At 60.1% G+C, this 12,905-nt stretch carries 9 protein-coding genes; 5 read left to right on the forward strand and 4 right to left on the reverse strand.

What is annotated here, in order from left to right; genetic code table 11:
- Nucleotides 1–127 precede the first annotated feature (127 nt).
- From KGA88_RS08605 to KGA88_RS08615, 3 genes are all read right to left on the reverse strand, one after another.
- The gene (locus KGA88_RS08605) at nt 128–2,158 is read right to left on the reverse strand and encodes a pyridoxamine 5'-phosphate oxidase family protein (RefSeq protein WP_223590146.1); all 2,031 of its coding nucleotides are present in this window, start codon (nt 2,156–2,158) and stop codon (nt 128–130) included.
- A gap of 63 nt (nt 2,159–2,221) precedes the next feature.
- The gene (locus tag KGA88_RS08610) at nt 2,222–2,848 is read right to left on the reverse strand and encodes a glutathione S-transferase family protein (RefSeq protein WP_110662016.1); all 627 of its coding nucleotides are present in this window, start codon (nt 2,846–2,848) and stop codon (nt 2,222–2,224) included.
- Nucleotides 2,849–2,975: 127 nt separating this feature from the next.
- Nucleotides 2,976–3,878: a LysR family transcriptional regulator gene (locus tag KGA88_RS08615; RefSeq protein ID WP_110662015.1), complete on the reverse strand. Its 903-nt coding sequence runs from the start codon at nt 3,876–3,878 to the stop codon at nt 2,976–2,978.
- A gap of 629 nt (nt 3,879–4,507) precedes the next feature.
- Here KGA88_RS08615 and KGA88_RS08620 point away from each other — a divergent pair.
- The 5 genes from KGA88_RS08620 to KGA88_RS08640 all read left to right on the forward strand — a co-directional run bounded on the left by KGA88_RS08620 (nt 4,508) and on the right by KGA88_RS08640 (nt 10,829).
- Nucleotides 4,508–5,665 carry an AI-2E family transporter gene (locus tag KGA88_RS08620; RefSeq protein ID WP_110662034.1) on the forward strand — a complete coding sequence of 386 codons (1,158 nt, stop codon included), beginning with the start codon at nt 4,508–4,510 and terminating at the stop codon, nt 5,663–5,665.
- Nucleotides 5,666–5,679: 14 nt separating this feature from the next.
- Nucleotides 5,680–7,191, forward strand: coding sequence for an efflux transporter outer membrane subunit (locus tag KGA88_RS08625; RefSeq protein WP_223590148.1), 1,512 nt, complete (start codon nt 5,680–5,682; stop codon nt 7,189–7,191).
- The gene (locus KGA88_RS08630; protein WP_223590151.1) at nt 7,184–8,302 is read left to right on the forward strand and encodes an HlyD family secretion protein; all 1,119 of its coding nucleotides are present in this window, start codon (nt 7,184–7,186) and stop codon (nt 8,300–8,302) included. Before KGA88_RS08625 ends, KGA88_RS08630 begins: the two co-directional genes overlap by 8 nt.
- Nucleotides 8,292–9,344, forward strand: a complete 1,053-nt coding sequence (locus KGA88_RS08635; RefSeq protein WP_223590155.1) for a DUF2955 domain-containing protein — start codon at nt 8,292–8,294, stop codon at nt 9,342–9,344. Before KGA88_RS08630 ends, KGA88_RS08635 begins: the two co-directional genes overlap by 11 nt.
- Nucleotides 9,345–9,524: 180 nt before the next feature.
- On the forward strand, nt 9,525–10,829 hold the full coding sequence (locus KGA88_RS08640) for an MFS transporter (RefSeq protein WP_223590157.1): 1,305 nt from the start codon (nt 9,525–9,527) through the stop codon (nt 10,827–10,829).
- 243 nt (nt 10,830–11,072) lie between these two features.
- Here KGA88_RS08640 and glmS read toward each other — a convergent pair whose 3' ends face one another.
- Complete coding sequence (gene glmS / locus KGA88_RS08645) at nt 11,073–12,905, reverse strand: glutamine--fructose-6-phosphate transaminase (isomerizing) (RefSeq protein ID WP_110659411.1); 1,833 nt, start codon at nt 12,903–12,905, stop codon at nt 11,073–11,075.

The raw sequence follows: 12,905 nt of genomic DNA on the forward strand, positions 1-12,905 counted from the left end.
GTCGTGTCAGTCGACATCAACGTTGCTGACACATTGCTTTCGCGAGCAAGCCCGCTCCCACAGGGTCCTGGGCTCCCCACCCTACCCAGCCGTCGACCGGCGGGCAATGTTGGCCTGCAATCTTCCTTCAGATATCGAGCACCAGCGGCTGCGCTCCCTGCGCCGGAATCGCACAGCAAATCAGCACCTGTCCGTCATCCGGCACCTCCGCTGGCGGCAACGGGTAATGCACCTGGCCGCTGATCAAGCGCGTCTTGCAGGTGCCGCAGGAGCCGCCGCGACAACTGAACTCAGGGCGCAGGCCACGGCTTTCCGCCAACTCCAGCAAACTGCCGCCCTCCGGCTGCCAGCGCGCTTCCTTGGCCGAGCGCTGGAACACCACGGGCACGGACGTGGTGGCGGCTGGCGGTTGTTCGATGACCACGGCATCGGGATCCGGACGTCGACGCAAGGTCGACGGGCCGAAGGTTTCGGCGTGAATCCGCGAATCGCGAATGTCCAGTTCGCGCAAGCCGTCGTACAGCGCCTGGGTAAAACTCCCCGGGCCACAGACGACAAAGTCCAGCTGGTCGTAGTCCTCGACGGTCAGCAGATCCTTGAGCAGCGCGACGTCGATCCGGCCCTGAAGGTCGAAGTCCTCTCCTTGCATCGCCTCGGCTTCCGGTTGGCTGAGCAAACGCACCACCCGCACCGCGTCACCGGCAACTTCGAGCAAGCGGTCCAGTTCCTGGCGAAACGGCTGGTCGGCCAACGTGCGCGAACTCTGGATAAACAAAGTCGGGCGGATACGGCGGGTGCGCAGCCCCTGGTAAACCACCTCCCGCACCATCGACAACAGCGGCGTGATGCCCACCCCGGCTGCCAGCAACACCAATGGCCGACGCTCGTGGGGCACCACGGTGAAATGCCCTTGCGGCGCTCGCGCCTCCAGCAGATCGCCGACACGAATCTGCTCATGCAAATGCGTCGACACCCGCCCGTCACGCTTCACGCTGATGCGGAAAAAATCATCGGACGGTGCGCTCGATAAACTGTACGTGCGGATGTGCACTTCACCGTCAATGTCGAAGCGCAGGGGCAAATGCTGCCCGGCCTGAAACAGTGGCAACCCGGCTCCATCAGCGGGCTCCAGGTAAATCGAGCGAATGTTGTGGCTTTGCGCTTCAATCCGCGCCACCCGCAACGGTCGCCATTGATCGCCCAAGGCTTTGGCCTGCAAACGCGCCTGGGCCTGCTCCCATGTGCCGGTGAGCAAACTGGTGGGCGACACGCCGTCGAAGCGCCAGCGCAATGCCAGCGCGGCCGGGCGACGTACGACGTGCTCGACATCGATTGTCCACAGACGCTCGGCGCCCTGGAACGCGTCGATCTGAGGGCCCTCCAGAATGATTTCGGTGCGCCCGCTGAGCTGCAGCAAATCACCGGTATTGAAGTCGATGAACAACAATCCGGCCCGGGGATTGAGCAGCAAGTTGCCCAAGGTGTTGAAATGCAGGTTGCCGGCGAAGTCCGGAATGGTCAGGCGATTGCCTTCCACTTGTACGAAACCGGCCTGGCCGCCACGGTGAGACACATCCACCGAACGCTCACCGTCGACATCTACATAACTGGCAACGAAGAACGTGTCCGCCTCGGCGATCATGGCCTTGGCCGCGTCATCCAGTTCGCTGAAATGTCGGGCGGCACGCGTCGAAGGATCGCTCAGCGGCACCGAGCGAAACTGGCGCAACTGAATGTACTGCGGGCAATTGCCGAAGGACTGATCCACCGTCACCGCGAACCCCTCCGCCGTCATGGCGCGGACATGGCCATTGATGCGGTTGCGACGGCGGGTATGCAACTCGATGCCCAACAGGCCGATGGCCGAGTCGTCGTGCAACTGCGCTGGATCATCAAGGGCAGGCAAGCTGCGAAATTGCAGCAGGCCAGGTTCTGGTGAGTGGGCGAAACCGGGCTGGCCTTCAAGGATGCTGGCCCAAGGATGACCGTCGGCATCCACCGCCCCGTACAGCATGAACGGCAATTGCTGATAGAACGTGCGGTGCTGGTCCGGCATCTCGCTGCGAATCACCTTGCGACCGAACACCTCCATGCGCTCGGCAACGCCCACATGCGCCTGCAGTTGTTTCTCGCCGGCATGCCAGGGTGAACGGTCCATAGGGTTTCTCCCCTGCGCCAGTGGCGCAGAACGGGGCGGCCCGGCAACTCCGGGCCGCCAGCATCAGGCAGTTTTTTGCAGACCGGCGACCGTGCGCGGCATGCCGACAAAACCTGGCAGGGCTTCAATGCGGGACAGCCAGGCGCGAATATTGGCGTACTCGTCCAGCGACACATTGCCCTCGGGCGCATGGGCGATGTAACTGTAGGCGGCGACGTCGGCAATCGTCGGTTCAGTGCCTGCCAGATAGGGCGTACTGGCCAATTCGTGATCGATCACTTTGAGCACGGAATGGGCGTAGGCAATCACGTCGTCAGCGTTGTAAGGCGCGCCAAACACGGTGATCAATCTTGCCCGGGCAGGGCCGAAGGCAATCGGGCCCGCAGCCGCCGACAACCAGCGCTGAACCTTGGCCGCCCCCACCGGATCAGCCGGCAGCCAGCGGCCGTTGCCGTACTTTTGCGCCAGATAAACCAGAATCGCGTTGGAGTCGGCCAACACCACGCCCTGGTCATCAATCACCGGCACCTGACCGAACGCATTGAGCGCCAGGAACGCCGGCTGCTTGTGTTCGCCCTTGGCGAGGTCAACGAAGATCAATTCGGTCGGCAATTTCAGCAGGGACAGCATCAACTCGACGCGATGAGCGTGGCCGGAACGTGGGAAGTTGTAGAGTTTGATCGCTTGCATGGTCGACACCTTGGGTCAGTGGTGCTGCTCAGGAGTGACCAGCGCCGATGGGTCGTATCTTCCACCGACAACCAAAACAACAGAATCACCAGCAAACGCAATCCATTATTTCAGTGGGTGAAATAGTTCAACCCTCGAGCGCGGGATGCTCGCGCAGCGTCTTCACCGCGAAATCAACAAAACTGCGCACCCGGGCCGGTGCCTTGCGCCCGCCCTGGTAGACCACATGGATGGGCAACGGCGGCAGTTCGAAGTCGGCCAGAATGATCTCCAACTCACCGGCGGCCACCTTGCTCGCCACTTGATAAGACAGCACCCGCGTGAAGCCCAACCCAAGGCAAGCTGCCGTAATGGCGGCCTGATTCGCGGTCACCACCAGTCGCGGCTCGGCCCGGACACTCAAGGTTTCACCGTCCTCAATGAATGGCCAACTCCTGAGCTGGCCGATAGCAGAGGTCGCGATTATCGGCGCCTGAGCCAGTTCCTGTGGATGCCTGGGCCGACCATGGCTGGCCAGATACTGTGGCGATGCGCAGATCACCCGCCGTACCTCACCCACGCGGATCGCATGCTGATTGCTGTCGGGCAACTCGCCGATGCGAATGGCCACATCGACGCCTTCCTCGACCACGCTCACCACCCGGTCGACCAGCAGCGCATTGATGCAGACCTCGGGGTATTGCGTCAGGTAGCTGACCATCAGCGGCGTGACAAACAGCTCGCCAAACAAAACCGGTGCGGTGATGGTCAGTTGCCCACGAGGATGGATATGGCTGCCCGCTGCCGAATCCTCGGCTTCCTGCACCTCGGCGAGAATTCTCCGACAGTCCTCCAGATAGCGCTGACCGGCCTCGCTCAAATGCACGCTGCGCGTGGTCCGCGTAAGCAACTGCGTGCCAATACGCTGCTCCAGCGCCGCCACTGCCCGGGTAACACTGGCCGCCGACAGGCCCAAACGCCGCGCCGCCGCCGAAAAACCCTGTTCCTGGGCGACGGCAGCGAAGACCTGCATTTCCTGGAAGCGGTCCATGGGCATGTCCTTCTTTCGGATAAATTAAAGTCGCAAGACGCAAACGCTTTCCGTGGCGAGGGAGCTTGCTCCCGCTGAACTGCAGAGCCGTTCCATTTTTGGGGTCGCTTCGCGCCCCGACGGGAGCAAGCTCCCTCGCCACAGGTTATTTATGGCTCGCCCTGTCTCTTGAATGAACGGTACTACAACCTGCCTCACACCGACGGACTCACGAAAAAGCCCCCCGGAGATTATTGATAATTAATGAGGATTATTATCTTGCGACAGGTGTTCCAGTTCGTAATTATCCGGACCCGCCGGCCGCAATGGCTAATATCTGACAGCAGAACAAGCCATTCGCACTGGGTCAAAACCATCGCGTGGTAAAGGCTCAGCGGCGGGCACCCTCAACGGCAGCACAATTGCGCGCTGTATAAACAGGCGGAATATACGACTGCTCCTATACTACAAACCACCCTGTTACCTATTGGATTTTTGATAGGTACCACGTTGAAATTTTCCCTAGTTGAATTAGAGCGTTATCGGGTTGTTAACGCTTGCGTGCCTGTCCTTCTTTGAGGATTCGCTTAGTAGGGGAAGTGCAACTTCACTGGCTGGCTAACCTGTGTGACACAGCAAGGAGTTCGACAATGTTGCGCACTAACATTTCCGCTAGAGCACTGACCGGTGGTTTGCTCGACGTACTGATTCGCGCCGGGCTGATTGCGGTGCTGGTACTGTTCTGCTTCCAGATCTTCCACCCGTTCCTCAACCTTATGCTCTGGGCAATGATTCTGGCCATCACCCTGTATCCACTGCATGGGCTCATCAAGCGCAAACTGGTCAACAAGGACGGTCGTGCCGCCACCCTGATCGTGGTGGTCTCCCTGGCCTTGCTGATGGTGCCGATCTACCTGCTGGGCACCTCGATCAGTGAATCGATCCAGGGCACCCTGGCGGTCCTCAAGTCCGATACGTTGCAGATTCCACTCCCCAGCGAAAAAATCGCTTCCCTGCCGCTCATTGGCAAGCCGCTCTACGGCTACTGGATGCAGGCTGCCACCGACATGAGCAGCGTGCTGATGAAGGTGATGCCCTATATCAAGTCCGTCGGCCTGACCTTGTTGGGCAAAATGGCTGACGTTGGCGTGGGCTTTCTGTTGTTCATCGGCGCCCTGATCATTGCCGGCGTGCTCATGGCCTACGGCGAAAACGGCGAAAGAAGTGCCCTGGCCATCACCTCGCGCCTTTCCGGGCCAGAACGTGGCCCGCGCATCACCGAGCTGTGCACTGCCACAATCCGCGCAGTTGCCCAGGGTGTGGTGGGTATCGCGTTCATTCAGATGTTGCTGGTCGGTGTGGGCTTCGTGCTCATGGGCGTCCCCGGTGCCGGCCTGCTGGCCATGGTGGCGCTGTTGATGGGGATCATGCAGTTGCCCGTGCTGCTGGTGACGCTTCCGGTGATCGCTTATGTCTTCGCCACTGAAGGCACCAGCCTGGCCACTGTTATTTTTGGCATCTACAGCCTGATTGCCGGGATGGCCGACAACGTCCTCAAACCGTTGATGCTTGGCCGCGGCGTCGATGTGCCCATGCCGGTGATTCTGATTGGCGCCCTGGGCGGCATGGTGAGTGGCGGCTTCATTGGTTTGTTCATCGGGCCGGTTGCACTGGCGGTGGGCTACCAACTGTTCTGGCAGTGGGTCCAGGATCAACCGTCTGCCGAGATATTGAGCGAGACACCACATCTCGAGGCGTTGAACGAGACACCGCAAATCGAGGCAATGAACGATCAGCGTCCCCTCTGAGGAGTTTGCGCTTGATGCCTCGCCCTGCTCGCATCAGCCGGCTTCTGCTCTGTGGCACCGTCGTCCTGGGGGGCTGCGTGCAACTGGGTCCGGATTTCCAGTCGCCGGCCCAGCCATGGGTCGACCACTGGAACAGTCCGGCCCTGGAGATCGCCGGCCGACAACACGCGCAACCTGACAGCCGCCAATGGTGGCGCGTGTTCAACGACCCGGTACTGGACCATTTGATGGCCGAAGCCGATGCCCACAACCCTGACCTGCACGTCGCTGGCCTGCGGGTCATGGAGTCCCGCGCACAATTGGGCATCGCACTGGCCGGCCGCTACCCGCAATTGCAGCAGGCCAGCGCTGACAGCCTGTACTTGAACCGCCGGCAATCGGGCGGCGCCAACCCTCAGGACACGAATTTCTGGCAACACAGCGTCGGCTTCGATATCGGCTGGGAGCTGGATTTCTGGGGGCGTTTCAGCCGTGCCATCGAGTCGGCGGACGCGTCCTGGTTTGCCGCCCAGGCCAACTACGAAAATGCCTTGGTGCTGTTGCACGCGCAGCTGGCGCAAAACTACTACGCCTTGCGCACCGCCGAGGCGCGCCTGGCCATCGCCCGCAGTAACGCAAAATTGCAAAAACGCAGCTACGAGATCACCGAGCGCCTGTTCAACAGCGGCGCCGAAGCCGAACTCGATCTGCAACAAGCCAAGACCCAGTACCTGGGCACCCTGAGCACCATCCCGGATTTCGAGAGCCAGGTGGCGAGCTTGCGCAATGCGTTGTCCACCCTGATCGGCCAGCCACCCGGCTCGATCCCTGACCTCAATCGCAACACTGGTTTAGTGCCGCTGCTCGATACTGCGGTTTTGCAGGATGTGCCGGCCAACCTGCTGGTACGGCGCCCCGATGTTCGCGCTGCCGAGCTGCAAGTGGCGGCGCAGTCGGCATTGATCGGTGTGGCCGAGACTGACCTGTACCCCTCCATCAGCCTGCTGGGCAGCATCGTCTGGTCCGCCAGCTCGCTCAACGCCGCGCCCAATACCCTCGACTTCGTGGCCGGTCCCAGCCTGCGCTGGGACATCTTCGACCACGGCCGGATCACCAACAACGTCCGCGTGCAGGATGCCCGCTTGCAACAGCTGATCGTTATCTACCAGGACAGCGTGCGCCAGGCGGCGCGCGAGGCCGACGATGCCGCGACCGGCCTGATCAAGGCGCTGGAGCGCGACCGGATCCTCAGCGAAGCCTCGGTAGCCGCCGAACGTTCGGTGACCCTGGCCAATGCCCAATACCGCGAAGGCTATTCGGATTTCCAGCGCGTGCTGGATGCCCAGCGGGCCCTGTTTGCCCAACAGGATATCTACCTGGTCAACCGTGGCACCGCGGTCAACAGCCTGATCGCCCTGTACAAGGCCCTGGGCGGTGGCTGGTACAGCGACCAGCCGATCGTCGACCCGGCCACCCGCAAACAAATGCAAGAACGGACCGATTGGGGCGATCTGCTCGACGAACCGAAGGAAAGTGCCCATGACTGACAGCCAACAACCGGCCGCCGAGAACGCCTCGGCCCCCACCGCCGACCCGGCCAGAAAAGCGATCAACTGGGTGGTGCTGCTGATCATCCTGAGCCTGGTCTGGTACCTGATGGCCGACCGTTATACGCCCTACACGCAACAGGCACGGGTGCAGGCCTTCATTGTGCCGGTGGCGGCCGAGGTATCCGGCCGGGTGACCAAGGTGCATATACGCAACAACCAGGACGTGAAGGCCGGCGAACTGCTGTTTGAAGTCAACCCGGAGCAGTACCAGATCGCCGTCGATCGCGCCCGCGCCGACCTTGAATCGACCCGGCGCCAGGTGGGCGCCAACACCGCCGGCATCGACTCCAAGCAAGCTTCCCTGCGCGCCGCCCAGGCCAACGAGCTCAAGGCACGCCAGGACATCCAGCGGCTTGAGCGCCTGTACCGCGAAGACCCGGGCACCATCTCGCTGCGACGCCTGGAGATATCCCGCGCCACCGTGCAAGAATCCATCAGCCAGGTCGCCGCGGCCAAGGCTGAAGTACAACGTGCGCGGGAAACACAGGGCGGTAACGAAGACGAAAACGCCCAGTTGCTCAGCGCCGCCAGCAACCTTGAAAAAGCCGAGCTGGACTTGAGCAATACCAAGGTCCACGCGCGCTCGGCCGGCCTGATCACCGATCTGCGCACCGATGTCGGCCAGTTCGCCGCCGCCGGTGCTCCGGTGATGACCCTGATTGCCATCCACGACGTGTGGATCAGCGCCGACATGACCGAAAACAACCTGGGCAGTGTCCAGCCCGGGACGCCGGTGTCCATCGTCCTCGACGCCCTGCCAGGGAAAATTTACCAAGGCCATGTGCGCAGCGTCGGCTATGGCGTCGATATCGGCCAGACCACCCAGCCGGGCAGCCTGCCGAAAGTGGAGAACAGCCGCGATTGGCTACGCCCTGCCCAGCGCTTTCCGGTCATCATCGAGTTCGAACCCGGTGAGCTGACCAGTCCGCAAGGCATCCGCTCCGGCGGCCAGGCCGAAGTCATGGCGTTCCCGAGTGAAGGCAACCCGCTGAATATCCTGGGCCGCCTGTTCCTGCGCGTGATGAGCTGGATGTCCTATGCGTATTGAGCGCCCGGCCCGGGTTCAGCGCGCCCTGCGCCTGAGCTTCGGTACCGCGCTGTGCCTGGCAGCGAGCTTCGGTCTGGCTCTCCCCATCCCGTTCCTCGCGCCGATGCTGGCGCTGATGATGCTGGCAGCGATGAACCGGCCATTACCGTTCAAGGCCAGCCTGGGCCTGATCCTGATCCTTATGCTGACCACCGGGACCGGCCTGCTGCTCATTCCCCTGCTGCGTTACTACCCGCTCAGTGGCGTACTGCTGGTCGGACTGTGCCTGTTCATGGCATTTGGTTACGGCCTGCGCGGCGGCAACCCATTGGTGGCGACGTTCCTGGTGGTGGGCCTGACCTTGATCAGTGCGGCCGGAACCGCTGAATTCGCCCTGGCACTGGAGGTGATCGTGGCCCTGGTCAAGGGACTGTTCCTGGCCGTCACGACACTGACCATCAGCCATTGGCTATTCCCCGACCCCGCCAGCGCCCCACCAGCCAAACCTGCCCCTAGCCTGTCTCCCACCGAAAGCAGTTGGCTGGCCCTTCGTGCCACGCTGGTGGTGCTGCCAACGTTCCTGCTGGCCATGGTCGACCCGGCCAGCTACCTGCCGATCATTATGAAAGCCGTCAGCCTCGGCCAACAAAGCTGCGCAACCAGCGCCCGCAACGCCGGCCAGGAATTGCTCGGCTCGACCCTGCTCGGCGGCCTGATGGCGATCCTGTTCTGGTGCGCGCTGAGCCTGTTCGTCAACCTGTGGATGTTCTTTCTGTGGATGTTGCTGTTCGGCCTGCTGGGCGCCAGAAAACTCTACGGCCTGGCCCAGACCCGACAACCACCGAGCTTCTGGCTCAACAGCCTGGCGACCCTGATCATCCTGCTCGGCCAATCGGTGCAGGACAGCGCAGCGGGGAAGGATGTCTACACCGCCTTTGCCATCCGCATGGGGTTGTTCATTCTGGTGACCTTGTACGCCTGTGTGATGGTGCATTTGCTGGATACGCGGCGGCGGCGGCGCCATGTCGCCAAGCCGATACCTGAAGAGGGTCAGCCCGGTTAATAACACGGCACGAAACAGGAAAGCGTCTTGAACATGCTAGAAAAAGTCCCCCTCACATTCCTCGGGCCCATCCAGTTACTGTAAGAAAACTCTCAAGTCGGTGAAGGCTGCATCCGTAAAAAAAAGATGCTTGAGCATTCTGCTTGTGCAGTCGCTCCTATCTGAATCAAAGATACATTCATGAATGGAAATTTTTCAGGTATTACTTGGGGTCTTCCCGATATCGACCGGCGCCTGCTGAAACTACAATTCAGCTTTTTGCTGATCACTCTGGGTGGACGGTGCAATCAACTGGCGGTGGCCTGGTGGGCCCTGCAGGTAACAGGCTCTGCGACCTACTTCGCCAACATGATTGCCTGTTCCATCGCGGCGGAAGTGTTAGCCAAACTCCTGCTGGGATGGCTGGGCGACAAGTACAACAAAATCCTCATCATCAAACTGACCTCATGGATCAGCCTTCTGACTGCGTTATTGATGGCGGTGCTGTCCATCACGGAGTCTTTCAACCCTTGGGCGGTTGGCGCGCTGATGATGCTCAGCAGTGCGATCATCGGCGTTCGCGACCCTCTCCAGGCGTCCATCATTCCTTTGTTTGCAGACGACGATAAAGTCTCCTTGGCCTTTCGGACTAAAAGTGTGATGTCGTCTTTTTCTATTCTTCTGGGACCGGTACTGGCCAGTGGGTTGATTTACGGGGTCGGTATCACTATGGCCTTTGTCACCGATTTTTTTGCAATTCTCATCGCTGGGGCATTGATTGCAACCATCCCGAGCCATATCGGTGCAGTTGACTCATGCGAAATAGCACCACGTGCAAGTGGTTTCAGCATGACCTTTTCAGGCTTCAAAGTGGTTTATGGCGTGAAAGTCGAATTTTATCTGGCCATCATTGCGATGCTGATCAATTTCGCACTGTTTCCATTTTTTACTATCTTGATCCCACTGTACGTAAAGGACGTCATCCAGTATCCGGTCACTTATATTGGTCTTCTGGATTCGTGCTTCGGGCTGGGCATTTTGGCGGGGAGTTACAAAATCATCGGATGGTTATCCACCCGGTTACCTCGTGACATGTGCGTGTCTACAGGTTTTGCACTACTGGGAAGCAACCTCGTGGTGGTTGGGACTGTTTCATCGTCGTTCTTCATACCCGTAGCCTTTTTCTGCGGAGGCGTCGGCCTGATGTTAATCAATATTCCCACCTCTGCTGTGAGGTTGTTGGCGACGCCAAAGCCCCATCGCAACAGGGTTCTAGCCATAGTTTCATTTCTGTCTGCGGCGGCCAGCCCCTTGGGCAGTTTCGCGATGCCCTCCCTGATCGCTTATATAGGAGTCGAATTGACAATCACGCTGCTGGGCGCATTGGTTCTACTCTTGTCTTTGCTGGTCTTTCTGGTACCCGATTTCACGACTTTCATGCGTTCCCGGGATACGCAGCTCAATGATGCCTATCTGGTCAAATACCCTAAAGCGTTTACGCAGTAACGTGCCTCGACGTACAGCAGCAATAGGAAAATATCAAAGCTGTGAATAAGTCTGAGCACCAATACCAGACTAATTCCCTACCAAGATCACAGACAAAATTGGACATGTGGTGGAGGACATAAAAAAAACCCCTGAAATCAGGGGCCTTTGGCATTTTTCAAAATCTACTATTTGGCGTCAGAATGTTTTGTCTGTTGTCAAAATCAATTGTCCGAATCCAGGTTTCTTTCACCTGTGGATAACTTATTCCACAGTAACCGATTTCGCCAGGTTGCGCGGCTGGTCAACGTCGGTGCCTTTGAGCACGGCAACGTAGTACGACAGCAGCTGCAGCGGGATGGTGTAGAGGATCGGCGACAGGATGTCGTGAATGTGCGGCATGTGCACCACGTGCGTGCCTTCACCGTTGGTCATGCCGGCCTTCTCGTCTGCGAAGACGATCAACTGGCCACCACGGGCGCGGACTTCCTGGAGGTTGGATTTCAACTTCTCCAGCAGTTCGTTGTTCGGCGCCACGGTCACCACGGGCATGTCGTTATCCACAAGCGCCAACGGGCCGTGTTTCAGCTCGCCGGCCGGATAGGCTTCAGCGTGGATGTAGGAGATTTCCTTGAGCTTGAGTGCCCCTTCCATCGCTACCGGGAACTGCGCGCCACGGCCGAGGAACAGGGTGTGGTTCTTCTCGGCGAACAGCTCGGAGATTTTTTCCACGGTGCTGTCCATGGCCAGCGCTTCGCCCAGACGGGTTGGCAAGCGACGCAGTTCTTCGACCAGCGTTGCTTCGACGCCTTTGGCCAAGGTACCACGAACCTGGCCCAGGGACAGTGTCAGCAACAACAGGCCAACCAATTGCGTGGTGAAGGCTTTGGTCGAAGCCACACCGATTTCACGGCCGGCCTGGGTCAGCAGGGTCAGATCGGATTCACGCACCAGCGAGCTGATGCCGACGTTGCAGATCGCCAGGCTGGCGAGGAAGCCCAGTTCCTTGGCGTTGCGCAGCGCGGCCAGGGTGTCGGCGGTTTCGCCGGACTGGGAGATGGTCACGAACAAGGTGTCCGGCTGCACCACCACCTTGCGGTAGCGGAATTCGCTGGCAACTTCGACCTGGCAAGGGATGCCGGCCAGCTCTTCGAGCCAGTAACGCGCGACCATGCCGGCGTGGTAGCTGGTGCCGCACGCGACGATCTGTACGTTGCGCACTTTGGCGAACAACTCGGCAGCCTGTGGACCGAATGCCTGTACCAGTACCTGGTTCTGGCTCAGGCGACCTTCCAGGGTGCGCTGCACCACGGACGGTTGCTCGTGGATTTCCTTGAGCATGAAGTGGCGGAATTCACCTTTATCAGCGGCTTCGGCGCCATCGCGATACTGCACGGCTTCGCGCTCGACAGCCTGGCCGTCAACGTCCCAGATCTGCACGCTGTCGCGGCGGATTTCGGCGATGTCGCCTTCTTCCAGGTACATGAAGCGGTCGGTGACCTGACGCAGGGCCAATTGGTCGGACGCGAGGAAGTTTTCCCCCAGGCCCAGGCCGATCACCAGCGGGCTGCCGCTGCGGGCTGCGACCAGGCGATCCGGTTGCTTTGCACTGATGACCGCCAGACCGTAGGCACCGTGCAGCTCTTTGACGGTCGCCTTCAGGGCCACGGTCAGGTCGCTCAGATCCTTAAGTTTGTGGTTCAGCAGGTGAGCGATGACTTCGGTGTCGGTGTCCGAGGTGAACACATAACCCAGGGCCTTGAGTTGTTCACGCAGGGCTTCGTGGTTTTCGATGATGCCGTTGTGCACCACCGCCAGGTCACCGGAGAAATGCGGGTGGGCATTGCGCTCGCACGGCGCACCGTGAGTGGCCCAGCGGGTGTGGGCGATACCCAGTCGACCGACCAGCGGTTCGGTGGTCAGAGCCTGTTCCAGCTCGCTGACCTTGCCCGGACGACGCATGCGCTCGAGTTTTTCATCGTTGGTGTAGACCGCCACGCCAGCGCTGTCGTACCCACGGTATTCAAGGCGCTTGAGGCCTTCGACGAGGATGGCGGTGATGTTACGTTCTGCGACTGCGCCGACAATTCCACACAT

Origin of the sequence: Pseudomonas sp. A-R-19 (genome assembly GCF_019956575.1) — a bacterium.
In the GTDB taxonomy this organism is placed as follows: Bacteria; Pseudomonadota; Gammaproteobacteria; order Pseudomonadales; family Pseudomonadaceae; genus Aquipseudomonas.